Genomic DNA, 24,538 nt, shown 5'->3' with positions numbered 1-24,538 from the left:
GTGCCAGAGGAGAAACGCGATGAAGTTCGAGGGCGGATGCTATTGCGGCAAGCTGCGCTACGTCGCCGAAGGCGAGCCGATGCTGAAGGCACAGTGCCATTGCCGCGAGTGCCAGTACATCTCGGGCGGCGCTCCCAACATGTTCATGGTGATGCCGCCCGACGGCTTCCGCTACACCCAGGGCACGCCCCGGCAGTTCACGCGCAGCGATCTTGAGAAGCCGGTGACGCGCGAATTCTGCCCCGAGTGCGGCACCCACGTGGCGACCCGGCCGCAGCGTCCCGTCGTGGTGATCAAGGTCGGCACGCTCGACGAGCCGAAGTCGTTCGGCGGCCCGCAGCTCGCGATCTTCACGGTCGACAAGCAGCCGTTCCACCAGATCCCGGATGGCATCCCGGCCTACGAGCGCCGGCCGACCTGACGCCGTCGGCCCAACAAAAAACCCCCGGACAAGCCGGGGGTCGGGCTCGGTCGGAGGGTGAGGGCCTAGTAGCCCTCGCGCTCCATGCGCTTGCGCATCAGCTTGCGGGTCCGGCGGATCGCCTCGGCACGCTCGCGGGCGCGGCGCTCGGACGGCTTCTCGTAATTGCGGCGGAGCTTCATCTCGCGGAAGATCCCCTCGCGCTGCATCTTCTTCTTCAGGACGCGCAGCGCCTGATCGACGTTGTTTTCACGGACGAGAACCTGCACTTCGATCGCTTCCTTCCATGCATGGTGCGGCGCCCCGGACCGACCCGGGGGCAATTCAGAGGCGGCGGTGGTATCACAGCCAAAGACCCTTGGGAAGGCCGGGGAAACGCTTATATTCCGGCCGATGACCGACGAAAACGGACCCAATTCCGCCCCTCCGGACGATCCGGACGCCCCCGCCCGCGACCGGCTGGCCGATGCCACGGCCGCCGAGGCGGAGTTCGACGGCTGGAACCGGGCCGCCCTGGCGGCCGCCGGGCGCCAGCTCGGCCTGCCGGCGGGCGAGGCCGACCGCCTCTTCCCGGGCGGGCCGGTGCAGGTCCTGGCCTTCCTCAGCGAGCGGTCCGACCAGCGTACCGTGGACGAGCTCGCGCGGGACGGAATCCTCAACCTGCCCATCCGGGAGCGGATCCGGCGGGCAGTCCGGCTGCGCCTCGAGCGCCATGCCGGCACTCGGGAGGCCGTCCGGCGGGCGCTGGCCGCCCTGGCCCTGCCGTTCCGGGCGGGGCTGGCGGCAAAGCTCCTCTACCGCACGGTCGACGCGCTCTGGTACGCCGCCGGCGACAGCAGCGCCGATTTCAATTTCTACACCAAGCGGGCGACCCTGGCCGGCGTCTACTCCTCGACCCTGCTCTACTGGCTGAACGACCGATCGCCGGGGGCCGAGGCCACCTGGGCCTTCCTGGACCGGCGGATCGACGACGTCATGAAGGTCGAGAAGGCCAAGGCGCGGGTCAGGTCGTGGACCGCGACGGCGCCGCGGCCGGCACGAAGGTGACGTGGCCCATCTTGCGGCCGGGACGCGCCGACGTCTTGCCGTAGAGATGGAGCCGGGCGGCCGGATCGGCCAGGTAGCGCAGCCAGTCGTCGGCCTCGTGGCCGATCAGGTTCTCCATGCGCGACGGGAAGAGCATGTCGGTGGGCCCGAGCGGCAGGCCGCAGACGGCCCGCACGAGCTGCTCGAACTGGCTGGTGGCGCAGGCGTCGAGGGTCCAATGCCCTGAATTGTGCGGCCGGGGCGCCATCTCGTTGGCCAGCACCGACCCGTCGCGGGCGACGAACAGCTCCAGCGCCACCAGGCCTACGAGGTCGAGGCCGCGCGCCAGCGCGATCCCGTAGCGCTCCGCCGTCGCCACGGTCGCGGCCGGCAGGCCCGACGGGACCATCGTCGTGCGCAGGATGCCGTCGCGATGGTCGTTGCGACCGATCGGAAAGCAGCGCGTCTCGCCGTCGAGGCCACGCGCCACGATCACGGACGTCTCCGCCGTGAAGTCGACCAGCGCCTCCAGGATGCATCCGCGCCGGCCGAGGGCCGCCCAGCCCGCGGCCAGGGCGGCACGGTCGGCGACGCGGACCTGCCCCTTGCCGTCGTAGCCCTCGGTGCAGGTCTTGAGGATACCGGGCAGCGCCGTCGCCGCGGCGATGTCGGCCTCGCTGGCGATCGCCTGGTAGTCGGCCGTGGCCAGCCCCAGCTCGCGGAAGAACGCCTTCTCGCGCAGCCGGTGCTGTGCGACGTGGATCGCCCGCACGCCCGGCCGGACCGGCTTGTGGCGCTGGCACGCCTCGACCGTCGCCTCGGGCACGTTCTCGAACTCGTAGGTGATGACGTCGACCTGGGCGGCGAAGCGCGCCAAGGCAGCCATGTCGCCGTAGTCGGCCTGGACATGGGCGACGGCCACGTCGCCGCCGATCGCGTGCGCCTCGGGGGAATAGACCACGCAGCGGTAGCCCAGCCGGGCGGCCGCCAGGGCGGTCATGCGGCCCAGCTGGCCGCCGCCCAGGATGCCGATGGTCGATCCGGGCGGGAGGGGCGGGGGGAGGGCCATCGAGGCTAGCGGTGAGGGGCGGGCGGGTCGTCCGTCGGGACCCGGGCGACCGCCGCCGTCTGGCGGGCCCGCCAGCGCTCCACGGAAGCCATGATCCTGGCATCGCCAAGACCGACGATCGAGGCCGCCAGCAGGGCACTGTTGATCGCCCCGGCCCGGCCGATCGCCAGGGTCCCCACGGGGATGCCCGCCGGCATCTGGACAATGGAAAGAAGACTGTCCTGCCCCTTGAGCGCCGCGCTTTCGATGGGCACGCCCAGCACCGGCAGCGGAGTCATCGCGGCCGTCATGCCGGGAAGGTGGGCCGCGCCGCCGGCGCCGGCCACGATCACCTTGAGGCCGCGGCGCTTGGCGCTCGAGGCGTAGCTCATCATGCGCCGGGGCGTCCGATGGGCCGACACGATGCGGGTCTCGAAGGGCACGCCCAGAGCCTCGAGGGTCTCGGCGGCGTGGCGCAGGGTCGCCCAGTCCGACTGGCTGCCCATGATCAGGCCGACCGCCGGTCTGGCGGCGGGCCGGCGGCTCGCTTTGGTCTTGGCCATGCTCTCTCAGGCGATGATATCGGGAATCAACCGGCTTTCCAGTCTCAGGATCTCGTCCTTGAGCCCGAGCTTGCGCTTCTTGAGGCGCTGGAGCTGCAGCTGGTCGAACGGCGGCTTCTCGATCAGGCGATCGATCACCTCGTCGAGGTCGCGGTGCTCGCTCTTCAGCGCCTCGAGCTTGGCCTTGATGACCTGGGCGTCAACAGGCTCCGAAGGGGGGGTGCTCATGCTCTAGCCACCTCGACCTGCGCCGTGTACCCCTTCGCCCGGCCAAAGGGAAGCACTCACGATCCACGAGGAACCCGAGTACCTGTGTCGGATTTCCTGCCTCATCCGTTCTGGAATTTCTCGCTCGAGCTCTATGCCGCCGAGGGCGTGGCCGACGCCTGCCTCGACCTCCAGGAAAGGCGCGGCTGCGACGTCAACATCCTGCTGTTCTGCTGCTGGCTCGGCGCGTCCGGCCGGCCGACCCTCACCGCCGACCGCCTGCGCGCGATCCTGAAGGCGAGCGACGCCTGGCAGGCCGGGATCGTGCAGCCGCTGCGCGCGGTGCGGCGCCTGCTCAAGGACAAGCCCTGGCCCGGCGCCCTGCCCGAGACCGTCGATGCCGCGCGCCGTCGCGTCGCCGACGCCGAGCTGGCTGCGGAGCACGCCGAGCAGATCCAGTTGGCCGGCCTCCATGCGCCCATGGCCGACCGCGACCGGCCGCTCGACAAGCGGCTGCGCGCGGCCGTGGGCAATCTCGGAATCTATGCCGTGTGCCTCGGCGTCGTTCCCGACAGCCGCGACCGCGCGTCGGTCGTGACCATGATGCAGGGGACTTTCCCGACGCTCACGCGCGCGGAGATTGCGCAGGTCGTCGGCACCTGACGGCCGCGCTGCGCCGCGGACGCAGCCGGTGTCAATCGTGAACGACCATGATGGTTCGTGCCCGAGGACCATTTCGGTATCCGGCGCGGTGGTGGAAAACACCCTTGAAACGGCGTGACTCGTCGCAATGTAAGAGTCACAGTCGTTTTGTCCGCAACCAGCCCGGAGGTCGCCCGTGAGCACAGTGGACCATATCGAAGCGCTCAAGGCCAAGCATGCGTCCCTTGAGCAGGCGATTGCCCAGGAGAGCACGCGACCGCATCCCGACGACGATGCGATCTGCAGCCTCAAGAAGCGAAAGCTTCAAATCAAAGACGAGATCGTCAGGCTTTCGTCCCCTGTGTCCGACACAAGATCCCGCGCCACCACCCACTGACAGCTGAACACCGACAGCTGACGGGCGTCAGCCCAGCCCCGCCCACCGGGCGAGGGCGACGGCGCCGATGGCGGCGAACAGTCCGCCGGTGAACCCGCCCGCGAGGCGGGTCGCAATGACGGCTGCGGCGGCGCCCAGCCAATAGGCGCCGCCCGACTGCACGATCGGAACGATCGCGGCAGACACCATGACAGCGCCCGGCGCATGATCGAGCCAGGCTGCCACGAGGCGGTGCTTGCCCAGCCATCGCATCAGGAAGAAGCCGCCGCCCTTGGCGCCCAGCGCGGCGAGCGCCATCACGAAGATGGCCACCAGGTTCTCAGGACTGGCGGTCATGCCGCAACTCCTGCCAGGCGCCGAACAGTCCGCCTGCCAGTCCGCCGACCACGATGTACCAGTTGCCGCCGATCGCCAGTCGGGCGCCGAGCGCTGCGGCGATGGCGACCGCCCAGGGAGCGACATCGCGCCGGCCGCGGAACAGGATGGCGGCGACGACGACGAACACGGCGACGCCCACGAAATCGAGCCCGAGCCGGCGCGCGACGGCAGGGTCGGACAGCACGCCGCCTGCCGCGAGGTGGCCGAGCAGCGACGAGCCCGACCAGATGCAGGCCAGCGTGAAGCCACCGCCCATGAACCGCCCGAGATCGCCGCGACCGCGACGGTACTCGGCGATGCCGACCGCCCAGTTCTGGTCGACGGTGACGTGCCAGACGAGGGGCTGGAGGTACCAGGGCAGGCGGGGGAGGTGAGGTTGCAGCGCCGCGCCCATCACGAAGTAGCGCAGGTTGGCCACGAACACGGACACCGCGATCGCCGCCAGCGGCAGCGGCTGCGCCCACAGGTCGAGCGCCACCATCTGGCTGGTGCCGGCGAAGACAGTGAGGCTCATCAGCCAGACTTCGAAGGCGCTCAGCCCCTTCTGGGCGGCGGCGACGCCGAAGCCGATGCCGAAGGGAAAGGAAGCGAGGCCGGGCAGCACCATGCGCCACGCACCGGCCTGGAAGCTGCGCCACGTCACGCGCGCGGAAAGGGACACGGAACTCTTGAACTCTCGAACGGCACGGGGACGAGGCTGATGGGGCGGAGTCTACCTCAGCTTATGCAGGTTTACAGTCCAGGAAACGGGACCGAAGGCGCCGCGCGACGAACCGCTGCAGAACGCGACATTGTCGGCGCCGCGCCGGCACACGAGCTGGTCGGCATACCAGTGCGAGCCGTCGTTGCAGGTCGTGTCGCTGTCGCGCAGACGCAGGACCGCGCCTTCGAAGCGAGCCTGCGCGCGCGTGCGGCAGGCGGTGCGGCCGCGCCGCCATTCGAGCTGGCCGTTGCCGCGGGCATCGAAGCAGTAGGAGGAGATTCCCGGCTGCATCTGCACCGTCTCGTGGCGGAACGGATCGGTGCGCCAGCAGCCCGACATGAAGGAATAGTCGTTGGTCGGCGCGGGCAGGCGCAGTCGATTGTCGTTTGGCCGCACCGGTTGCGGCGGCGGCTGGGGGGCAGGCGCCGGCTTGGGCGGTGCCACCGCCACCTGCGGCGGCTTGGGTGCGGGCTTCTTCGCCTCGGGCGGCTTGCACTCGGCGATGCGCTTCCGAAGCTCGGCCTCGATCAGCGACAGTTCCACCTGCAGGACGCGGGCGCGCGACTGCTCGGTCGTGTAGGCGGCCTTCAGGGCCGGCAAGGGATCGGCGGGCGCTTCCGCGGCAGCCGGCGCCTCCGGCCCCTCGCGCGTGGCGAGCGAAAGGTCGGGTTCGTCGGGCAGCAGCTCGCGCAGCAGCCAGGCACCGCCCAGCAGCAGGAGCAGCAGCGGCAGGGCGAGCAGCAGGGTGCGCAGCCATGGAATGGTCGCGGCGGCGGGCCTCGCCACCGGGAGGGCGGCGGGCGCCCGCAGCACCTGATGATGCACCGGTCGGTCGACGGCCGGCAGCGCCGGCGCGGGTACGGGTTCGGGAGCTGCGGCGAGCGCCGGCAGCACGCTGCCGGCCGTGTCCTTCTCGTAGCCCCAGCAGGCGATCACCGGACGGTCGCCGACGACGAAGATGAAGGAGGGCGCCGGCGCGCGGGCCGCGAGCTGGAGCGAGAGGCCGACGATTCCCCTCTCTTCCTTGGGGCCGGCGCCGGCCAGCGTGTCGCCCAGGCGCCGGATGTCGGCCAGGGCGCGCTCGACGTCAGCCATCACCTCGCGCTGCCGTTCCGGCGGCAGGGCGTCCAGCGGCTGCACCGGACCCGTCCCGTCGGCGTACCAGTCGATAGCCTTGCCGTCCTCGTGCGGCTGCGGGTCGGCCAGCAGGCCCGCCGTGGCGTCACCCAGCCGGCGGCGCACCACCCGGCGGAGCTGGGCGGCCGCGTTGTGCAGCGGCTCGCCGCGCACCCCGAGGGGGCGGACACCGCCGCGCGTCGTCGCGATCAACGTGGTTTCGCCGGCCATTCCTCGGCCAGATTAGCCAACCGATTGTGGCGGCGCGATGATTGCGCCGCCCGGTATGCGTTCGACCACTAAAGGGTCTTCGCCCAGTCGCGCAGCACGAACTTCTGCACCTTGCCGGTCGAGGTCATGGGCAGGTCGCGGAACACGACGTATCGCGGGCACTTGAAGGAGGCGAGGTTGGCGCGGCAGTGGGCCACGATCTCCTCGGCGGTTGCCGAGGCGCCGGGCTTCAGCACGACGAAGGCGCAGGGCGTCTCGCCCCACTTCTCGTCGGGCTTGGCGACGACGGCGACGTTGGCGACCGCCGGGTGCTCGATGATCACGCCCTCGACCTCGATGGTCGAGATGTTCTCGCCGCCCGAGATGATGATGTCCTTGGAGCGGTCGCGCAGCTCGATGTAGCCGTCCTCGTGCAGCACGCCGAGGTCGCCGGAATGGAACCAGCCGTGCTCGAACGCCTCGCGCGTCGCCTGCGGATTCTTGAGATAGCCCTTCATCGTGAGATTGCCGCGGAACATGACCTCGCCCATGGTCGCGCCGTCGCGCGGCACTTCCTTCATGGTCGTCGGGTCCATCACCGTCACGCCGTCCTCGGCGGCATAGCGCACGCCCTGCCGCGCCTTGAGGCGCGCCCGCTCGTGCGCCGGCAGCGAGTCCCATTCGCCGTGCCACGCACAGATCGTCGCCGGGCCGTAGACCTCGGTCAGCCCGTAGACATGGGTGACGCGGAAGTTCTCCTTCTCCAGCGCCTCCAGGACGGCGGCGGGCGGCGGCGCGGCCGCGGTCATGAACTCGACCCGGCGGCCGAGCGGCCGGCGCTCGTCGGGGCCGGCGGCGATGATGAACTGCATGATGATGGGCGCGCCGCACATGTGCGTGACGTCGTGGTCGGCCAGCCCGTCGTAGATCGTCCTGGCATTGGCCCGGCGCAGGCAGACCGACGTCCCGGCGACCAGCGCCAGGGTCCACGGAAAGCACCAGCCGTTGCAGTGGAACATCGGCAGCGTCCAGAGGTAGACCGGATGCAGGCCGATCGGCCACTGGGTGGCGTTGCCGTAGGCCGACAGCGCAGCGCCGCGGTGGCTGAACACCACGCCCTTGGGATTGCCCGTCGTGCCCGACGTGTAGTTCAGCGAGATCGCGTTCCACTCGTCGGCCGGATAGGCCCAGGTGAAGTCCGCCTCGCCGGTCTCGAGGAACTCCTCGTAGGTCGTGTCGCCGATCTGGGCGCGGTCCTCGCAGGCCGGATCGTCGATGTCGACCACCAGCGGCTGGACCCGGGCGATCGCCAGCGCCTCGGTCACGACGCGATGGAATTCGCGGTCGACCAGCAGGACCTTGGTCTCGCTGTGGTCGAGGATGAAGGCGATCATCGCGGCGTCGAGCCGCGTGTTCAGCGAGTTCAGCACGCCGCCGGTCATCGGCACGCCGAAATGCGCCTCGTACATCTCGGGGATGTTGGGCGCCATGATCGCGACCGTATCGCCGACGCCGATCCCCACCCTGTCGAGCGCGGAGGCGAGGCGGCGGCAGCGCGCATAGGTCTCCGCCCAGCTCTGCCGGCGGGCGCCGTGGATCAGGGCCGGATGGTCGGGATAGACCGCGGCCGTGCGCTCGATGAACTGCAGCGGCGTCAGCGGGGCGTAGTTGGCCGGATTCCGGTCGAGGTCGCGCTCGTAGATGTTGGCGGTGAGGACCGGCGCGCGGTGGGCGGCGGCATGCGGCGCCGGCCGCGCCGCGGGAACGCGCGCGACCGAGGCGCGGTTCTTGACCGGCCGCCGCGGCGCGGGGCGGGGAACGGGCTTGCCGACCGGCTTGGAAACGGCGGGCTTCTTCGGCCGGGCGACCTTCCTGCTCGCCGGCTTCTTGGCCTTGGCCGTCTTGCTCCTGGCCGGCTTCTTCGTCTTGCCGGAGCCCTTGCGCGATTTTCCCTTGGCCATGCCCGCTTTCCCATGCTGGACGCGGCTGCACTCTCACACAGAAAAGCCGGTCTTCTCCACCAATTCCTTGAACCCGCCTATGCAGGGAGGATGGGCATCGGCGGGAAACTCTATGCTCTATAAGATGGGGTCGCTCGCAGACCGTCAGCCCGGCGAGTCGCGACCCTCGGAAGGCCAGGAAGCATGTCGTCGACACCGTCGGTGCCGCAGCCTCCCCTCAAGCCGATCATCGGCAACCTGTCGGAGCTCCAGGGGGGCGCTCCCGTCCAGAGCCTGATGGGGTTGGCGCGCACCTACGGCGCCTTCTTCAAGCTCACGATCCTCGACCGCGATGTCTACGTCGCCAGTTCCCAGGAGCTGGTGAACGAGCTTTGCGACGAGGCCCGTTTCGGCAAGCGCATTCAGGGGCCGCTGTACGAGATCCGCGCCGTGGCCGGCGACGGCCTGTTCACGGCGCACAGTCACGAGCCGAACTGGGCCAAGGCCCATCGCATCCTGATGCCGGCGTTCGGACCGATCGCGATCCGCGGCATGTTCGACAGGATGCTCGATATCGCCGACCAGATGTTCGTGCGCTGGGAACGCTTCGGTCCCGGCGCGGTCATCGACGTCGCCGACAACATGACGCGGCTCACGCTCGACACGATCGCGCTCTGCGCCTTCGACTATCGCTTCAACAGCTTCTACCAGAACGAGATGCATCCCTTCGTGTCGGCGATGGTCGGCGCGTTGCAGGAGGCGGGCGGCCGCGCGAACCGCCCGAAGGTGCTGACCAGCCTCATGCTGTCTAAGGCCCGCCAGTTCCAGGCCGACAAGGAGCTGCTGGACCAGGTCGCGCGCCAGCTCATCGCCGAGCGGCGCCGCGACCCGAAGGGCAACGAGAAGCACGACCTCCTCAACCTCATGCTCAACGGCGTCGATCCGGTCAGCGGCGAGAAGCTGAGCGACGAGAACATCGGCTATCAGATGATCACCTTCCTGATCGCCGGCCACGAGACGACGAGCGGGCTGCTGTCCTTCGCCACCTACCTGCTGCTCAAGAACCCCGCGATCCTCCAGAAGGCGCGCGGGATCGTCGACGAGGTGCTGGGGCAGGAGATGCCGCGGGTCGAGCACCTGGCTCAGCTGCGCTACATCGAGCAGATCCTGATGGAGAGCCTGCGCATCTGGCCGACCGCGTCGGTCTTCTCGGTCAAGCCGCTGGAGGACACGGTGCTGGCCGGCAAGTATCCGCTCACGACGCGTGACACCGTGATGATCCTCGAGCCGATGCTCCATCGCGATCCCAAGGCATGGGGCGACGACGTCGAGGCCTTCCGGCCCGAGCGCTTCGCGCCCGAATTGGCGGGCAGCCTGCCGCCGAACGCCTGGAAGCCGTTCGGCAACGGTGCGCGGGCCTGCATCGGCCGGCCCTTCGCCATGCAGGAGGCCCAGCTCGTCCTGTCGATGATGCTGCAGCGCTTCGACATCGTGCTCGACGATCCGGCCTACACGCTGAAGATCAAGGAGACCCTGACGCTCAAGCCCGAGGACCTGCGCATCCGCGCCCGGTCGCGCCGTTCCGCGGGATCTCTGCTGCGCAGCGCCGTGGCGGCCACGCCGCAGCGGGCGCTCAGCCCGCAGGCCCCGCCGCCTTCGGCGACGGACGGCGGGACGGCGCCGCTGCTCGTGCTCTACGGCAGCAACACCGGGTCCTCGGAGGCGTTTGCCAACCGGATCGCCGGCGAGGCGCCGGCGCACGGCTACGCGCCGACCGTGGCGCCGATGGACGATTTTGCCGGCGGCCTGCCTCGGCACGGCGCGATCGTCGTGGTAACGGCGTCCTACGAAGGCCAGCCCCCCGACAATGCCCGTCAGTTCGTCTCCGCCGTCGAGGCATTGCCCGCGGGCGCCCTGGCCGGGGCGCGGTTCGCGGTCTTCGGCTGCGGCAACCGCCAGTGGGCGCGGACCTACCAGGCGGTTCCCAAGCGCGTCGACGCGGCGCTGGCGAAGGCGGGCGCGACCCGCATCGCCGAGCGCGGCGAGACGGATTCGGGCGGCGACTTCTTCGGCGCCTTCGACGAATGGTACGCCGCCTTCCTGCCGTTGCTGGACAAGGCGATGGGCAAGGGGGCGGTCCGCCCGGCCCCGCCGGCCGGGCTTCGGGTCGAGTTCGTCAAGTCGGGCCGCGAGAGCGCCCTGCGCCTGGGCGACCTGCAGCAGGGAATCGTCGTGGAGAGCCGCGAACTGGTCGACATGACGTCGCCCGGCGCCCGCTCCAAGCGGCACATCGAGTTCCTCCTGCCCGCCGGGATGACCTACCGCACGGGCGACTATCTCGCCGTGCTGGCGCGCAATCCCGACGCCGCGGTCGATCGGGTGCTGCGGCGCTTCGGGCTCTCCCGCGACACGCTCGTGGTCCTGCACCGCGACGTCGGCCCGGCCGCCCTGCCGACGGGCCGGCCGATGAGCTGCGGCGAGCTGCTGTCCAGCTATGTCGAGCTGGCGCAGCCGGCGACGCGCGCGCAGGTCGCGATGCTTGCCGCGGCGACGGCCTGCCCGCCGGAAAAGGCGGAGCTGGAGGCCATGGCGGGCGAACGATACGAATCGCTGGTCCTCGAGCGACGGTGCAGCGTGATCGATCTGCTCGAACGCTTCGAGTCCTGTTCGCTGGGCTTCGGTCCCTATCTCGACATGCTGCCCCCGATGCGGGCGCGCCAGTACTCGATCTCGTCGTCGCCGCTATGGAAGCCGGACCATGTCACCCTTACGGTGTCGGTGGTCGACGCGGCGGCGCTGTCCGGTGCCGGCCGCTTCCAGGGCGTCGCATCCTCCTATCTCGCGCGGCTGCAGGCGGGCGACCGGGTCTCGCTCGCCGTCCGGCCTTCGAATGCACGCTTCCATCCGCCGACCGATCCCGGGACGCCGATCGTGATGATCTGCGCCGGCTCCGGCGTGGCGCCGTTCCGCGGCTTCCTGCAGGAGCGGGCGGCGCAGAAGCAGGGCGGGCAGCAGGTCGGTCCCGCGCTGCTGTTCTTCGGGACCAACCACCCCGACATCGACTACCTGTACCAGGAGGAGCTGGCGAGTTGGGAGAAGGAAGGCGTCGCGACGCTGCTGCCGGCCTTTTCCCAGAAGCCCGAAGGGGAGGTGTCGTTCGTGCAGCACCGGGTCTGGGCCGAGCGGGCCCGCGTCTCGGAGTTCTTCCGCCAGGGCGCCATCGTCTATGTCTGCGGCGACGGTCGCCTCATGGCGCCGGCGGTCCGCGACACGCTGCTGCGCATTTACAAGGAAGCGTCCGGCGCCAGCGACAGCGACGCCGAGCAGTGGGCGGACGCCGTCGAGCACGAGCACGGGCGCTACGTGTCGGACGTCTTCTCCTGAGCCGCCGATCCGTTCCGGGTGCTGTCACCCGGCGCGGGGTTGTCCGCGCGCGAACCGTAGCGAGGGGCTTTTGAGGCCACAGGAAAGGTCCCTCGCTACGCTCGGGATAACAACAGGCCCGTATCGGCAGTGGTGATTCCGAATACCAGCGGCCGCTTCGCCAAAGTCCCGGCTGGCTCAGCGCTGGTGCAGCCGGTCGGGCCGGTACTTCTCCATCACCCGGTCCAGCCGCTCGAGGGGAATGTCGAGCGCGATCGCGACCTGCAGCCGCTGGGATTCGCTCGGCCGTCCATGATGCGGGGGCGGAATGAATTTGCGCGAGACCTCGTTCAGGTGCTCAGGCGTGGTGCCCAGGTCGCGCGCGATCAGGTCGACCGGAGGTTCGCGGTCGGGCGGCGCCTTGCTGCCGATGACGACGACGAAGAAGGCGGCGCTGCAGGCGACGATCACCGCCAGGTCCGTCAGGGCATAGCTCAGTCTGCGCCGCGGCCGCTCCGGGCTGATCTCGAGGTCCATCGGCAGTCTCCCAGTCCGTCGGGAGATACGGCCCGGCGCGGCTGGGCATCCCCGCAGCGCGGAACCGTTCAGGTGTCCTGCAAAAGGTGGTCGCGCTGCGTCGTGCCTGCATAGTCCCGGCGGAAGCGCCCGCGCCGCTGCAGCTCGGGCACCACCAGGTCGACGAACTCCTCGATCGCGCCCGGGGAATGGATGGGAGAGATCATGAAGCCGTCGCCGCCGACCGCGTCGAAATAGGCCTCGAGCTGGTCGGCGATGTCGGCCGGCGTGCCGACCATCTGCGGCAGGCCGACCGACTGGCCGTGGTTGAGCGCCACCTGCCGCAGGGTCAGCAGCTCGCCGGTCATCGAGCGGTAGCGTGTCTGCATGCGCTGCAGCTTGGGCTCGGTGCGATGCGCCATGATCGTGTCGAGCGGCAGCGTCGCGAGGTCGAAGTCGAGATGGCCGGACAGGATGGCGAGCCCGCCCTCGAGCGGCACCAGCTCGTTGTGCTCGGCCTGCCGTTCGGCCGCCTCGGCGCGGCTGGCGCCGACGATCGGCTGCACGCCGAACAGTAGCTTGCAGTCCTGCGGCCGCCGCCCCGCCGCCACGACGCCGCGCTTGATGTCCTCGTAGAGCTCCCGGGCGCCGGCGAGATAGGGCTGGATGGCGAATACGGCGTCGGCATAGCGCGCCGCGAAGTCGCGGCCCTTGCCCGAGGTGCCGGCCTGCAGGATCGCCGGTCCGCCATAGGCCGAGCGCACGACGTTGAGCGGTCCGCGCGAGCGGAAGAAGCGGCCCTCATGCTCGATGCGATGGACCTTTTCCGGATCGGCGAAGACGCCGCCGGCACGGTCCATGACCACCGCACCCTCGTCCCAGCTCGCCCACAGCTTGCGGCAGACTTCCATGAATTCGTGGGCGCGGTCGTAGCGTTCGTCGGTCGGCCGCATCTCCTCGCCGTAGTTGGCCGACTGGTTGTGGTTGAGCGTGGTGACGACGTTCCAGCCGGCCCGCCCGCGCGTCAGGTGGTCGAGAGTCGCCCACAGGCGCGCGGCATGGAACGGGTGCTGGTGGCTGACCGAGTAGGTGGCGCCGAGACCGATATGGGTCGTCGCCGCCGCCATGAAGGAGAGGAGCGGGATGGGATCGTGCTCGGGCGCCTGGGTGGCGTTGCGCAGCGCCGGCGCCAGCGAGCCGGTGAAGGTGTCGGACACGTAGTTGAGGTCGGCGAAGAACACCATGTCGAACTTGCCGCGCTCGCAGACCCGCGCGATGTGCTGGTAGAGCTCGGGGCGCGACCAGTCGAAGCCCGCCGCCGCGGTCTTCGGATGACGCCACATGGCGAGGCTGTGGTAGGTCGGACCGTGCACCAGGAACTGGGCGAGGTGCATCAACGGCTTGGGCAAGGCTTCCTCCGGCCGCGATGGTCACACATCCGGCGCGTCGCGGTCCATGGCCGGTTGGCGGTTGCTCCAGCCATGTTGCAGCCCGGCGCGCGCGGGGCTAAGCCTGCCCGCCCGAAGGGAAGGAAACAGCCATGGCCGTCGGCGACAGGTATCGTGCCGTCCATCAGCGTTCGCTCGCCGATCCCGAGGGATTCTGGGCCGAGCAGGCCGCGGCGATCGACTGGAACCGGCCCTGGGACAAGGTGCTGGAAGCCTCCAACCCGCCGTTCTACCGCTGGTTCGCCGGGGCCGAGCTCAACACCTGCTACAATGCCCTCGACCGCCACGTCGAGCGGGGCCGCGGCGAGCAGACGGCCCTGATTTACGATTCGCCGGTGACCGGCATGAAGAAGAGCTTCACCTACGGCGCGCTGCGCGACGAGGTGGCGCGGCTCGCCGGCGCCATCGCCGCGCGCGGCGTCGGCAAGGGCGACCGCGTCATCATCTACATGCCGATGATCCCCGAGGCGGTGATGGCGATGCTGGCCTGCGCCCGACTAGGCGCGGTGCACTCGGTGGTGTTCGGGGGCTTCGCGGCCAACGAGCTCGCCACCCGCATCGACGACTGCACGCCGAAGCTCGTGCTGACCGCCTCGTGCGGCATCGAGCCCGGCCGCGTGGTGCAGTACAAGCCGCTGCTCGACCAGGCGATCGTGCTGGCCAGCCACAAGATCCCGCACTGCCTGGTGCTGCAGCGGCCGCAGGTCGAGGCCTCGATGGTCGAGGGGCGCGATCTCGACTGGAATGCCGCCGTGGCGGCGGCCGAGCCGCATCCCTGCGTGCCGGTCCGGGCGACCGATCCGCTCTACATCCTCTACACGTCGGGGACGACCGGCCAGCCCAAGGGCGTGGTGCGAGACAATGGCGGCTATGCCGTGGCGCTCGAATGGTCGATGCGCAATCTCTACGGCATCAAGCCCGGCGAGGTCTGGTGGTGCGCCTCCGACGTCGGCTGGGTGGTGGGCCACAGCTACATCGTCTACGGCCCCCTCATCCTGGGCGCGACCACGATCCTCTACGAGGGCAAGCCGGTCGGCACGCCGGATGCGGGCGCCTTCTGGCGCGTGATCTCCGAGCACAGGGCGGTGGCGCTGTTCACCGCGCCGACGGCGTTCCGTGCCATCAAGAAGGAGGATCCGGACGGCAAGCTCCTGAAGTCCTACGACCTCTCGCACTTCCGCACGCTGTTCCTGGCCGGCGAGCGCGGCGATCCGCCGACCATCGAATGGGCGCGCCGGCTGCTCGGCGTGGCGGTCGTCGATCACTGGTGGCAGACCGAGACCGGCTGGGCGATCTGCGGCAACTTCGTCGGCCTCGATCCGATGCCGATCAAGCCGGGCTCGACCTCGGTGCCGTCGCCGGGCTGGCACCTCGAGGTGCTGGACGAGCAGGGCCACGCGATGAAGCCGGGCGAGGTCGGGGCGCTGGCGGCGCGCCTGCCGCTGCCGCCCGGCACGTTCCCGACGCTGTGGAATGCCGACGAGCGCTTCCGCCAGTCGTACCTCACGGAGTTTCCCGGCTACTACAAGACCGGCGATGCGGGCTTCATCGACGAGGACGGCTATGTCTCGGTCATGACGCGCGTCGACGACGTGATCAACGTCGCCGGCCACCGTCTGTCGACCGGCCAGATCGAGGAGGTGCTGGGCAGCCACGACGACGTGGCCGAGTGCGCCGTGATCGGCGTCGCCGACGAGCTCAAGGGTCAGGTGCCCTTCGGCTTCCTGGTCCTCAAGGCGGGTGTCGACCGGCCGTCGCAGGACACGGTGCGCGAGGTGGTCCAGCTCGTGCGCGACCGGATCGGCCCCGTGGCGGCCTTCAAGACGGCGATCGTCGTGCCGCGCCTGCCCAAGACGCGCTCGGGCAAGATCCTGCGCGGCACGATGCAGAAGATCGCCGACGGCCAGCCGTGGAAGATGCCGGCGACCATCGAGGATCCCGGCGCGCTCGACGAGATCACCGGCGGGCTGAAGACGGCGGGGTATGCCGACAAGGGTTAGTGCTGGGGGAGCGCCACTCCGTGGCGCTCATGGTTATTGTGTTCGCGAAGACGCGCCACAGAGTGGCGCGCCCCCGGCAATGAAGGGAAGGATAGTAGTATGGCTCTCGATGTGAACCGCCCCGATCTGGTCGTGGGCGTCGTGGGGACCGGCGCCATGGGGCGCGGCATCGCGCAGGTGACGGCGCAGGGTGGCATCAAGGCGGTGATGTACGACGCCGCCGCGGGCGGCGCGGCCAAGGCGAAGGCGGCCATCCTGGAGACGCTGAAGGGTCTGGTCGCCAAGGGCCGGCTGACCGACGCCGACCTCGCGAAGACCGAGGCCAACCTCGCGGTCGCCGAGACGCTAGACGACCTCAAGGCGGCCCACGTCGTGGTCGAGGCGGTGTTCGAGAACCTCGAGGTCAAGCAGAAGCTGTTCGGCGAGCTCGAGGCCGTGGTCGCGCCCGAGTGCATCCTCGCCTCCAACACCTCGTCGATCCGCATCGCCTCGATCGCGCGCGCGCTGAAGCACCGCGACCGGGTGTGCGGCATGCACTACTTCAATCCGGTGCCGCTGATGAAACTGGTCGAGGTGATCCGCGCCGCCGACACCGCGCAATGGGTGGTCGACGCCATGGTGGCGCTGGGCAAGCGCCAGACGCGCGTGCCCGTGGTCGTGGGCGACACGCCGGGCTTCCTGGTCAATCTCGGCGGCACGGCGATCGGCACCGAGGGCCTGCGCATCATGCAGGAGGGCCGCGCGACGCCGGCCCAGGTCGACGCGGTGATGCGCGACACGTGCGGCTTCCGCATGGGTCCGTTCGAGCTGATGGACCTCACCGGCATCGACGTGAACTTCCCGGCGCGCAGGATCATCTACGAGGGCTTCTTCCACGACCGGCGCATGACGCCGAGCCCCTATCACGAGAGCCTCTATGCGGCGGGCCGGCTCGGCCGCAAGACCGGCGGCGGCTGGTATTCCTATGACGCCAAGGGCGGCAAGGTCGATCCGGGCGCCGACCACCTGCCGTCGGTCGTGCCGGCGGCGCGCGTGGTGGTGATGGACAGCCACAACGAGAAGCTGGTCGGCCTGGTGATAGCGGCCGGCGCGCAGGCGCTGGCGGTCGACGACGGCAAGAGCCCGATCCTGGTGGCGCCGGTCGGCAAGGACTGCACGACGACCGTGGTCGAGCGCGGCCTCGATCCGAGGCGCACGGTCGCGGTCGACGTCACCGGCGACGTCGCCAAGCGACTGACCATCATGACGGCGCCGGGCGCCGACGACCTGGTGCGCGACGCCGCGGCCGCCATCCTGGCGCGCACCGGCGCCAAGGTGACCCTGATCAAGGATTCGCCCGGCTTCATCGCCCAGCGCATGTGCGCCATGATCGCCAACCTCGGCTGCGAGATGGCGATGATCGGCATCGCCTCGGCGGCCGACGTCGACACCGCCATGACGCTCGGCCTCAACTATCCGCGCGGGCCGCTGGCGCTGGCCGACTGGCTGGGCGTCAAGGACTGCCACGAGATCCTGGTGCAGCTCCAGGCCATCACCGGCGACGACCGCTACCGTCCCAGCCAGTGGCTGCGCCGGCGGGCGCAGCTCGGGATGAGCGCGACGACGCTGGAGTAGGCTTCCATGAAGTGGGTTGCGATGCTGGGCGCGCTGTCGTGCCTTTTCCTGGGCGGCCTGTCATCGCAGGCCCAGCAGAAGCTTGAAGGCGAAAACCTGCTGCTGGCGCCGCCGGCGGGGTTCAAGATGGCGTTCAGGGGCTCGCGCGATGACGTCGGGATTTTCGAGTGGGTTCCGAACGGCGAGACACTCGAGGACTGGACGGAAATGATGACGGTGCAGGTTTTCAAAGACCGGCCCGACCTCGATCCCAAAGACTTCCTGGCCAAGATCCAGACCCGGTGGCAGGCAGAGTGCAATGGCAGCGCCTCCGCGCCGGTCACGGCAGAAAGAATCAATGGCTACACGGCGGCAACCATGTTGCTCCGCTGTCCACTTCTGCCGTCGACAGGCAAGCCCGAGATGACGATGTTCCGCGCCATCAAGGGCAAGGATGCACTGTATCTGGTGCAGCGTGCCGTGCGTGCCGCCGACACGCCCGAGCAGGTGGCGCGACTTGAGGCGTACTTCGCGAAGGTGAGTGCCTGCGACGTGCGTTCCCCTGCCCACCCATGCCCGGATCTCGTGCCGCATCGTCGATGACGGAAGCGCTTGAAGCTCAGCCCCAGCGGTCGACGACGTAGAGCGGCCGCGCCCGGCGGCGCGGCTTCGGCGCGACCGACTGCAGTCTCGCCGCCGCGTGCAGGGCGAGCCAGAGGCAGACCATGACCAGGAGAAGGTGCGCCAGCAGGAGCGGGCTGCCGCCGGGCGTCGCCGGCAGGTCGCGCAGGAAGCCGATCTTGGCGAAGGCCTGGCGGACGCCGATGAACGCATTGAGGTAGAGCAGCAGCGTCGCGCCGCCGACATAGGTCCGGCGCCAATTGCCGGACGCGCGGTGGCGATGGAGCGCCAGCGCTGTCGGCGGGAGGACGACCAGGGAAACGATGCCGATCCCGTGGCCCAGCCCGAAGCGCGGGAAGGGCAGGGCGAAGAGCAGCCCCGTGAGCGTGGTTGCGAGCGTGGTGGCGAGGAAGAGCGTCGCGACGCTCGACGCGCGGGCCGGCATGGCCGGCCGGAGCAACGCGATCACGCCGGCGGCGATGGCGACGAGACTGAGCGCGACATGCAGGGCGGTGAAGGTCGGGAGCGACAGGCCGAACACGGTTTCCTCCTTGGCTCGGGCGGCCGGACCCTAGGAGGAGTGGCCTCGCGCCGACATGCCCGCGCGTCCGGAATGATTGCCCGCGCTGCCGCCAAGGTGGGGATTGCCACAATGGGGTCGTCTTGCAGCTGAGGGGCGGCCCGCTGCCGTGCGGCTGGCTAGGTCGTGTAACGGGGCGCCCGTCACTCTCGTCTTTCGAGAAAAGGGGGAGTGCGAGCCATGATCAGTGAATTGCCCGGCGCGACGTCGATCGGGTCGGCCTTCGGGCCCTTCCGGTTCAATCAGCCGGTTCGCCGCCGCATCATGGGCCGCTGGCGGATCTTGCTCCTTGCGTCGCCCGTGCTCGCGGTCGTCCTGGTCGTGATCGGCCTGGGCGTAGCGATGGAAGTGCGAGGTGTGCCGGGGCTGGCGGTCATCGTCCTGTTCCTGACCCTGGCGTTCGGCTTGAACAACGCGGCCCGGCGGTTCGTCGACAGGAAGATGCGGCAGGAATGGCAGGCGCGGGGCGCGCCGACCCAGACTGTCATGACCGTCTCGGTTCGGACTGACGGCCTGCTGGTGGAATCGGCGGTCGGGACCGTCCGGTTCCATTGGCCCTTCATCAGCGAGTTGATGCCGGTCAAGGATTGCTGGATCCTCTTCGTGCCGGTCAGCGCCCTCGCCATTCGCCGCGCCTCGTTCCATTCAGAGGCCGAGGAGCGCGCATTCCTGGAGGCGGTACTCGGGCACCTGGAACCGTCGGCCCGGGCCCGCAGCGCGCGAGCCGAGGCCGTGATGGCGGGCTTGCCCTCGTCGAACTAACAAGCGGCTCGGCCGGTCAGGCCCGGCCGTTGGCGAGGTTGACGTTTACGTAAAGGTAAACTACATCCGAGGCGCTGGCGGAGCCTGCGCCGGCGGACCAAAGTCCCAACAACAAGACCGTTCGACCAGACCGCCGGAGGAGCGTTCCGTGACTGCGTTGGCTGCCCACTACACGCCCGAACACCAGATGTTCCGCGACACCTGCCGGCGCTTCTTCGAGAAGGAAGTCGTGCCCTTCCACATGAAGTGGGAGGAGGACGGCGTCGTGCCGCGCGACCTGTGGCGCAAGGCGGGCGAGCAGGGACTGCTCGGCATGACCATGCCCGAGGCCTATGGCGGCGCCGGCGCCGATTTCCTCTACAGCGCCATCCTGATCGAGGAGCAGGGCCGGGCGCTCGCCTCGGGGCCGGCCTTCTCGCTGCACAACGACATCGTCGTGCCCTACCTGCTGCACTACGGCACCGAGGAGCAGAAGAAGAAGTGGATCCCGAAGGCCTGCTCCGGCGAGCTGGTGACGGCGATCGCCATGACCGAGCCCGGCACCGGCTCGGACCTGCAGGCGGTGCGCACCAGCGCGGTCATGGACGGCAATCACTGGGTGATCAACGGCTCCAAGACCTTCATCAGCAACGGCCAGCTCGCCGACCTCGTCGTCGTCGTCGCCAAGACCGATCCCAAGCTCGGTGCCAAGGGGACCTCGCTGATCGCCGTCGAGACCGATACGCCGGGCTTCCGGCGCGGCCGCAACCTCGAGAAGATCGGCATGAAGGCGCAGGACACGTCGGAGCTGTTCTTCGACGACGTGCGCGTGCCGGCCGACAACCTGCTGGGCGGCGGCACCGGCATGGGCTTCGTGCAGCTCATGCAGCAGCTGCCGCAGGAGCGGCTGGTGATCGCCATCCAGGCGATCGCCGCCATCGAGGCGGCGCTGGAGCACACGCTGGCCTACGTCAAGGAGCGCAAGGCCTTCGGCAAGCCGGTCATCGACTTCCAGAACACCCGCTTCAAGCTGGCCGAGCTCAAGACCAAGGCCAAGGTGGCGCGCGTCTTCGTCGACGACTGCGTGGCGAAGCACCTCAAGCGCGAGCTCGACGTCGCCACGGCGGCGATGGCCAAGTACTACACCACGGACCTGCAGTGCGCGCTGATCGACGAGTGCCTGCAGTTCTTCGGCGGCTACGGCTACATGTGGGAATACCCGATCGCGCGCCTATATGCCGATTCGCGGGTCCAGAAGATCTACGGCGGCACCAACGAGATCATGAAGGAACTGATCGGAAGGACGCTTTAGTTAATCTGTCATCCTGAGCGTAGCGAAGGATCTCATGCCAGCGGCGAGCGGCGAGCGGCGAGCGGCGATGAGGTCCTTCGCTACGCTCAGGACGACATAATCAGGAGACCGACCATGACTGACGCATTCATCTACGACGCCGTCCGCACGCCGCGCGGCAAGGGCCGCAAGGACGGCTCGCTGCACGAGGTGACTCCGGTGAAGCTCGCCGTGACGGCGCTTCAGGCGATCCGCGACCGCAACAAGCTCGACACGCACCTGGTCGACGACGTGGTGCTGGGCTGCGTCATGCCGGTCGGCGAGCAGGGCGCCGACATCGCCCGCACCGCGGCGGTGATGGCGGGCTATGCCGAGACCGTGTCGGGCGTCCAGGTCAACCGCTTCTGCGCCTCCGGTCTCGAGGCCACCAACATGGCGGCGGCCCAGGTGATGTCGGGTCAGAGCGAGGCCGCGATCGGCGGCGGCGTCGAATCGATGTCGCGCGTGCCGATGGGCTCCGACGGCGGCGCCTGGCCGACCGATCCGGCGGTCGCCATGCCGATGTACTTCGTGCCGCAGGGCATCTCGGCCGACGTGATCGCCACCAAGTACGGAATGAGCCGCGACGACGTCGACGCCTATGCCGTCGAATCGCAGAAGCGCGCCAAGCACGCCTGGGACAAGGGCTATTTCAAGAAGTCGATCGTGCCGGTGAAGGACCAGAACGGCATCGAGCTGCTGGGCCACGACGAGCTGATGCGGCCGACCACCACCATGCAGACCCTGGCGGCGCTCGAGCCCAGCTTCAAGATGCAGGGCGAGATGATGCCGGGCTTCGACGCCGTGGCGCTGCAGCGCTATCCGGAGGTCGAGAAGGTGACCCACGTCCACCATGCCGGCAATTCCTCGGGCATCGTCGACGGCGCCGCCGCCATCCTGATCGGCACCAAGGAGTTCGGCGAGAAGGCCGGGCTGAAGCCGCGCGCCCGGATCCGCTCCTTCGCCTCGATCGGCTCTGAGCCGGCGATCATGCTGACCGGCCCGGCGCCGGCCTCGGAGAAGGCGCTGAAGCGCGCCGGCATGTCGGTGAAGGACATCGACCTCTGGGAGCTGAACGAGGCCTTCGCCGCCGTCGTCCTGCGCTACCTGCAGATCCTCAAGATGCCGCACGACAGGATCAACGTGAACGGCGGCGCCATCGCCATGGGCCATCCGCTGGGCGCCACCGGCGCCATGATCCTCGGCACGCTGCTCGACGAGCTGGAGCGCCGCGACCTGTCGACCGGCCTCGCCACGCTCTGCGTCGGCGCCGGCATGGGCACCGCGACCATCATCGAGCGCGTCTGAGCCGGGGGCGCGCGACTGCGATCGCGCGTCGTCCCTGGCCGCAAGAATGATCGCGCTACGGAGAGTGGCGCGCCCCCAGCAACGAGGACATGACATGATCAACTACAACGTCGACAGCGACGGCATCGCCACCATCACCTGGGACATGCCGGGCCGCACGATGAACGTGCTGAACGAGGCCTCGATCACCGCCTATGCCGGCGCGCTCGAGGAGGCGCTCAAGGACGAGAAGGTGAAGGGCATCATCCTGACCTCGGGCAAGGCGGACTTCATCGCCGGCGCCGATCTCGAGATGCTGCTGGGCGCCGACACGTCGGATGCCGCCAAGCTGATGGAGCAGTTCAGCGGGCTGCAGAAGCTGTTCCGCCGCCAGGAGACCGGCGGCAAGCCGATCGTGGCCGCGATCAACGGCACGGCGCTGGGCGGCGGCTTCGAGATCTGCCTCGCCTGCCACTACCGCATCGCCGCGGTGAACCCCAAGGCCAAGATCGGCCAGCCCGAGGTCAAGCTCGGCCTGCTGCCGGGCGGCGGCGGCACCCAGCGCATCCCGCGCCTGATCGGCGTCATGAACGCCGCCCCGATCCTGCTCGAGGGCAAGGACCTGACCGTCGACGCGGCCAAGGGGCTCGGCCTGATCCACGAGGTCGTGCCGGCCGATACGCTGCTCGCCCGCGCCAAGGCCTGGCTGACGGCGCCGTCGACCGAGCAGGTGGCGCCGGAATATGCCGGCAAGGGCGCCAAGGCAATCGACGGCCGCGCCGTCCAGCCGTGGGACCGCAAGGGCTTCAAGACCCCGGGCTTCCCCGGCGGCCAGGTGTGGAGCCCGGTCGGCGTGCAGACCTTCATCGGCGGCAACGCGATGATCGCCGGCAAGACCAACGGCGTGTATCCCGCGCCCAAGGCTATCATGAGCTGCGTCTACGAGGGGCTGCAGCTTCCGTTCGACGCCGCGCTGCGCGTCGAGACCCGCTACTTCGTCTCGCTGCTGCGCGATCCCGTGGCCAAGAGCATGATCCGCACCCTGTTCTTCGGCCTGCAGGAGGCCAACAAGCTCGTGCGCCGGCCCAAGGGCGTGCCGACCCAAGCCTACGACAGGATCGGCATCCTGGGCGCGGGCCTGATGGGCGCCGGCATCGCCACCGTCTCGGTCCAGGCCGGGCTCCAGATCGTCCTGGTCGATCGCGACCAGGCCTCGGCCGACAAGGGCAAGGCGCACATCGCGGGCGAGCTCGACAAGCTCGTGAAGCGCGGCCGGCTCACCCAGGACAAGCGCGACGAGGCGCTGGGCCGCGTCACCGCGACCCCCGACTTCGGCGCGCTCGAGGGCTGCCAGCTCGTGATCGAGGCGGTGTTCGAGAACCGCGAGGTCAAGGCCGAGGCGACGAAGAAGGCCGAGGCGGTGCTGGCTGCCGACGCGGTGTTCGCCTCCAACACCTCGACCCTGCCGATCACCGGCCTCGCCGAAGCGTCGTCGCGGCCGGCCAACTTCATCGGCCTGCACTTCTTCTCGCCGGTCGAGAAGATGCCGCTGGTCGAGATCATCGTCGGCAAGAAGACCTCGCCCGAGACGCTGGCGCGCTCGATGGACTTCGTGAAGAAGATCCGCAAGACGCCGATCGTGGTGAACGACAGCCGCGGCTTCTTCACCAGCCGGGTTTGCGGCGCCTTCATCAGCGAGGGCCATCGCCTGCTGAAGGAAGGTGTGCCGGCGGCGATGATCGAGAACTGCGCCCGCTTCGCCGGCATGCCGGTGGGGCCGCTGGCGCTCAACGACGAGGTCGCGATCGACCTGTCGTGGAAGATCATGGACCAGACGCGGCGCGACGCCGAGGCGTCGGGCCAGAAGTACGAGGCCTCCGGCACCGAGGACATGCTCGAGCTGATGGTGAAGAAGCTCGAGCGCTTCGGGCGCAAGAACGGCAAGGGCTTCTACGAGTATCCGGCCGACGGCAAGAAGCGCCTGTGGCCGGATCTGCAAAAGCACTTCCCGGCCGATCCCACGCTGCTGTACGGCGAGGGCGAGGAGAAGCGCGCCAAGGAGGCCGAGATCAAGAAGCGCCTGCTCTACGTGCAGGCCGTCGACACGGCGCGCTGCCTCGAGGCCAACGTGCTCACCGACCCGCAGGATGGCGACGTCGGCTCGATCATGGGCCTGGGCTTCGCGCCGCAGACCGGCGGGGCGATCAGCCTGATCGACCAGGTCGGCGTGAAGCAGTTCGTCGCCGAGTGCGACGAGCTGGCCAAGAAGTACGGGCCGCAGTTCGAGGTGCCGAAGCTGCTGCGCGACATGGCCGCCAAGGGCCAGAGCTTCTACGGCAACTACCATCCGGCCAAGGCGGCGTAGCTCTTCCGCCGGGGGCGCGCGACTCCCGTCGCGCGTCTTGGCT

The 24,538-nt window shown here is 69.4% G+C and carries 23 protein-coding genes; 12 read left to right on the top strand and 11 right to left on the bottom strand.

Features of this window, described 5'->3' with window-relative positions; translation table 11 throughout:
* The first annotated feature begins 19 nt into the window (after nucleotides 1-19).
* Nucleotides 20-421: a GFA family protein gene (locus ACO073_RS20300; RefSeq protein WP_421999744.1), complete on the top strand. Its 402-nt coding sequence runs from the start codon at nucleotides 20-22 to the stop codon at nucleotides 419-421.
* Nucleotides 422-486: 65 nt separating this feature from the next.
* Here the strand turns inward: ACO073_RS20300 and rpsU are convergent, their stop codons facing one another.
* Nucleotides 487-690, bottom strand: coding sequence for a 30S ribosomal protein S21 (gene rpsU, locus ACO073_RS20295; RefSeq protein WP_020696578.1), 204 nt, complete (start codon nucleotides 688-690; stop codon nucleotides 487-489).
* 124 nt (nucleotides 691-814) lie between these two features.
* On the opposite strand from rpsU, the gene ACO073_RS20290 reads away from it, so the two are divergent.
* Complete coding sequence (locus tag ACO073_RS20290) at nucleotides 815-1,468, top strand: COQ9 family protein (protein WP_421999742.1); 654 nt, start codon at nucleotides 815-817, stop codon at nucleotides 1,466-1,468.
* On the opposite strand, the gene ACO073_RS20285 is transcribed toward ACO073_RS20290, so the two are convergent.
* From ACO073_RS20285 to ACO073_RS20275, 3 genes are read right to left on the bottom strand one after another with little or no spacing between them, the layout of a single operon-like run.
* Nucleotides 1,425-2,516: a 5-(carboxyamino)imidazole ribonucleotide synthase gene (locus ACO073_RS20285; RefSeq protein WP_421999741.1), complete on the bottom strand. Its 1,092-nt coding sequence runs from the start codon at nucleotides 2,514-2,516 to the stop codon at nucleotides 1,425-1,427. The two genes, ACO073_RS20290 and ACO073_RS20285, sit on opposite strands and share 44 nt — an antisense overlap.
* Before the next feature lie 5 nt (nucleotides 2,517-2,521).
* Nucleotides 2,522-3,058 (bottom strand): 5-(carboxyamino)imidazole ribonucleotide mutase, encoded by a 537-nt coding sequence (gene purE / locus ACO073_RS20280; protein ID WP_421999739.1) that lies wholly within the window; start codon nucleotides 3,056-3,058, stop codon nucleotides 2,522-2,524.
* A 6-nt stretch (nucleotides 3,059-3,064) separates the two neighbouring features.
* Complete coding sequence (locus ACO073_RS20275) at nucleotides 3,065-3,286, bottom strand: YdcH family protein (protein ID WP_421999738.1); 222 nt, start codon at nucleotides 3,284-3,286, stop codon at nucleotides 3,065-3,067.
* Between the two features lie 84 nt (nucleotides 3,287-3,370).
* On the opposite strand from ACO073_RS20275, the gene ACO073_RS20270 reads away from it, so the two are divergent.
* Both ACO073_RS20270 and ACO073_RS20265 read left to right on the top strand, forming a co-directional pair.
* Nucleotides 3,371-3,928 carry a TIGR02444 family protein gene (locus ACO073_RS20270; protein ID WP_421999736.1) on the top strand — a complete coding sequence of 186 codons (558 nt, stop codon included), beginning with the start codon at nucleotides 3,371-3,373 and terminating at the stop codon, nucleotides 3,926-3,928.
* Between the two features lie 175 nt (nucleotides 3,929-4,103).
* On the top strand, nucleotides 4,104-4,304 hold the full coding sequence (locus ACO073_RS20265) for a YdcH family protein (protein ID WP_421999734.1): 201 nt from the start codon (nucleotides 4,104-4,106) through the stop codon (nucleotides 4,302-4,304).
* 27 nt (nucleotides 4,305-4,331) lie between these two features.
* On the opposite strand, the gene ACO073_RS20260 is transcribed toward ACO073_RS20265, so the two are convergent.
* The 4 genes from ACO073_RS20260 to ACO073_RS20245 form a co-directional block, all read right to left on the bottom strand.
* The gene (locus tag ACO073_RS20260; RefSeq protein ID WP_421999732.1) at nucleotides 4,332-4,640 is read right to left on the bottom strand and encodes a hypothetical protein; all 309 of its coding nucleotides are present in this window, start codon (nucleotides 4,638-4,640) and stop codon (nucleotides 4,332-4,334) included.
* The gene (locus tag ACO073_RS20255) at nucleotides 4,624-5,343 is read right to left on the bottom strand and encodes an AzlC family ABC transporter permease (RefSeq protein ID WP_421999731.1); all 720 of its coding nucleotides are present in this window, start codon (nucleotides 5,341-5,343) and stop codon (nucleotides 4,624-4,626) included. Before ACO073_RS20255 ends, ACO073_RS20260 begins: the two co-directional genes overlap by 17 nt.
* A gap of 51 nt (nucleotides 5,344-5,394) precedes the next feature.
* Nucleotides 5,395-6,732: an SrfA family protein gene (locus tag ACO073_RS20250; RefSeq protein WP_421999729.1), complete on the bottom strand. Its 1,338-nt coding sequence runs from the start codon at nucleotides 6,730-6,732 to the stop codon at nucleotides 5,395-5,397.
* A gap of 68 nt (nucleotides 6,733-6,800) precedes the next feature.
* Nucleotides 6,801-8,672: an acyl-CoA synthetase gene (locus ACO073_RS20245; RefSeq protein ID WP_421999728.1), complete on the bottom strand. Its 1,872-nt coding sequence runs from the start codon at nucleotides 8,670-8,672 to the stop codon at nucleotides 6,801-6,803.
* A 183-nt stretch (nucleotides 8,673-8,855) separates the two neighbouring features.
* On the opposite strand from ACO073_RS20245, the gene ACO073_RS20240 reads away from it, so the two are divergent.
* On the top strand, nucleotides 8,856-12,035 hold the full coding sequence (locus ACO073_RS20240; protein ID WP_421999727.1) for a bifunctional cytochrome P450/NADPH--P450 reductase: 3,180 nt from the start codon (nucleotides 8,856-8,858) through the stop codon (nucleotides 12,033-12,035).
* A 177-nt stretch (nucleotides 12,036-12,212) separates the two neighbouring features.
* On the opposite strand, the gene ACO073_RS20235 is transcribed toward ACO073_RS20240, so the two are convergent.
* The gene (locus ACO073_RS20235; RefSeq protein WP_421999726.1) at nucleotides 12,213-12,551 is read right to left on the bottom strand and encodes a hypothetical protein; all 339 of its coding nucleotides are present in this window, start codon (nucleotides 12,549-12,551) and stop codon (nucleotides 12,213-12,215) included.
* Nucleotides 12,552-12,619: 68 nt separating this feature from the next.
* On the bottom strand, nucleotides 12,620-13,939 hold the full coding sequence (locus ACO073_RS20230; protein ID WP_421999724.1) for an LLM class flavin-dependent oxidoreductase: 1,320 nt from the start codon (nucleotides 13,937-13,939) through the stop codon (nucleotides 12,620-12,622).
* 131 nt (nucleotides 13,940-14,070) lie between these two features.
* Between ACO073_RS20230 and ACO073_RS20225 the strand changes: the two genes are divergently transcribed.
* From ACO073_RS20225 to ACO073_RS20215, 3 genes are all read left to right on the top strand, one after another.
* A complete protein-coding gene (locus tag ACO073_RS20225; protein ID WP_421999722.1) occupies nucleotides 14,071-15,978 on the top strand; it encodes a propionyl-CoA synthetase in 1,908 nt (635 codons plus the stop codon).
* Nucleotides 15,979-16,077: 99 nt separating this feature from the next.
* Nucleotides 16,078-17,592: a 3-hydroxyacyl-CoA dehydrogenase gene (locus ACO073_RS20220; protein WP_421999720.1), complete on the top strand. Its 1,515-nt coding sequence runs from the start codon at nucleotides 16,078-16,080 to the stop codon at nucleotides 17,590-17,592.
* Between the two features lie 6 nt (nucleotides 17,593-17,598).
* Entirely contained in the window at nucleotides 17,599-18,174 is a 576-nt protein-coding gene (locus ACO073_RS20215) for a hypothetical protein (protein ID WP_421999718.1), read from the top strand.
* 16 nt (nucleotides 18,175-18,190) lie between these two features.
* Here the strand turns inward: ACO073_RS20215 and ACO073_RS20210 are convergent, their stop codons facing one another.
* The gene (locus ACO073_RS20210; protein WP_421999716.1) at nucleotides 18,191-18,733 is read right to left on the bottom strand and encodes a hypothetical protein; all 543 of its coding nucleotides are present in this window, start codon (nucleotides 18,731-18,733) and stop codon (nucleotides 18,191-18,193) included.
* A 219-nt stretch (nucleotides 18,734-18,952) separates the two neighbouring features.
* On the opposite strand from ACO073_RS20210, the gene ACO073_RS20205 reads away from it, so the two are divergent.
* The 4 genes from ACO073_RS20205 (at nucleotide 18,953) to ACO073_RS20190 (ending at nucleotide 24,495) form a co-directional block, all read left to right on the top strand.
* Nucleotides 18,953-19,534: a hypothetical protein gene (locus ACO073_RS20205; protein WP_421999714.1), complete on the top strand. Its 582-nt coding sequence runs from the start codon at nucleotides 18,953-18,955 to the stop codon at nucleotides 19,532-19,534.
* A gap of 148 nt (nucleotides 19,535-19,682) precedes the next feature.
* Entirely contained in the window at nucleotides 19,683-20,825 is a 1,143-nt protein-coding gene (locus tag ACO073_RS20200) for an acyl-CoA dehydrogenase family protein (protein ID WP_421999713.1), read from the top strand.
* 114 nt (nucleotides 20,826-20,939) lie between these two features.
* Nucleotides 20,940-22,151: an acetyl-CoA C-acetyltransferase gene (locus ACO073_RS20195; RefSeq protein WP_421999712.1), complete on the top strand. Its 1,212-nt coding sequence runs from the start codon at nucleotides 20,940-20,942 to the stop codon at nucleotides 22,149-22,151.
* A 94-nt stretch (nucleotides 22,152-22,245) separates the two neighbouring features.
* Complete coding sequence (locus tag ACO073_RS20190; protein ID WP_421999710.1) at nucleotides 22,246-24,495, top strand: 3-hydroxyacyl-CoA dehydrogenase NAD-binding domain-containing protein; 2,250 nt, start codon at nucleotides 22,246-22,248, stop codon at nucleotides 24,493-24,495.
* Nucleotides 24,496-24,538 lie beyond the last annotated feature (43 nt).

The sequence above is a fragment of the Reyranella sp. genome (assembly GCF_965229815.1).
Taxonomy (GTDB): Bacteria; Pseudomonadota; Alphaproteobacteria; order Reyranellales; family Reyranellaceae; genus Reyranella.
This window is presented reverse-complemented; position numbering and strand designations above follow the sequence as displayed.

Excerpts from the sequence above, each read along its gene's own strand:
- ACO073_RS20225 (WP_421999722.1), top strand. The coding sequence starts at position 14,071 with ATGGCCGTCGGCGACAGGTATCGTGCCGTCCATCAGCGTTCGCTCGCC.
- ACO073_RS20215 (WP_421999718.1), top strand. The coding sequence starts at position 17,599 with ATGAAGTGGGTTGCGATGCTGGGCGCGCTGTCGTGCCTTTTCCTGGGC.
- purE (WP_421999739.1), bottom strand. The coding sequence starts at position 3,058 with ATGGCCAAGACCAAAGCGAGCCGCCGGCCCGCCGCCAGACCGGCGGTC.
- ACO073_RS20235 (WP_421999726.1), bottom strand. The coding sequence starts at position 12,551 with ATGGACCTCGAGATCAGCCCGGAGCGGCCGCGGCGCAGACTGAGCTAT.
- ACO073_RS20275 (WP_421999738.1), bottom strand. The coding sequence starts at position 3,286 with ATGAGCACCCCCCCTTCGGAGCCTGTTGACGCCCAGGTCATCAAGGCC.
- ACO073_RS20300 (WP_421999744.1), top strand. The coding sequence starts at position 20 with ATGAAGTTCGAGGGCGGATGCTATTGCGGCAAGCTGCGCTACGTCGCC.
- ACO073_RS20195 (WP_421999712.1), top strand. The coding sequence starts at position 20,940 with ATGACTGACGCATTCATCTACGACGCCGTCCGCACGCCGCGCGGCAAG.
- ACO073_RS20290 (WP_421999742.1), top strand. The coding sequence starts at position 815 with ATGACCGACGAAAACGGACCCAATTCCGCCCCTCCGGACGATCCGGAC.
- ACO073_RS20240 (WP_421999727.1), top strand. The coding sequence starts at position 8,856 with ATGTCGTCGACACCGTCGGTGCCGCAGCCTCCCCTCAAGCCGATCATC.
- ACO073_RS20220 (WP_421999720.1), top strand. The coding sequence starts at position 16,078 with ATGGCTCTCGATGTGAACCGCCCCGATCTGGTCGTGGGCGTCGTGGGG.
- ACO073_RS20260 (WP_421999732.1), bottom strand. The coding sequence starts at position 4,640 with ATGACCGCCAGTCCTGAGAACCTGGTGGCCATCTTCGTGATGGCGCTC.
- ACO073_RS20245 (WP_421999728.1), bottom strand. The coding sequence starts at position 8,672 with ATGGCCAAGGGAAAATCGCGCAAGGGCTCCGGCAAGACGAAGAAGCCG.
- ACO073_RS20205 (WP_421999714.1), top strand. The coding sequence starts at position 18,953 with ATGATCAGTGAATTGCCCGGCGCGACGTCGATCGGGTCGGCCTTCGGG.
- ACO073_RS20250 (WP_421999729.1), bottom strand. The coding sequence starts at position 6,732 with ATGGCCGGCGAAACCACGTTGATCGCGACGACGCGCGGCGGTGTCCGC.
- ACO073_RS20285 (WP_421999741.1), bottom strand. The coding sequence starts at position 2,516 with ATGGCCCTCCCCCCGCCCCTCCCGCCCGGATCGACCATCGGCATCCTG.
- ACO073_RS20190 (WP_421999710.1), top strand. The coding sequence starts at position 22,246 with ATGATCAACTACAACGTCGACAGCGACGGCATCGCCACCATCACCTGG.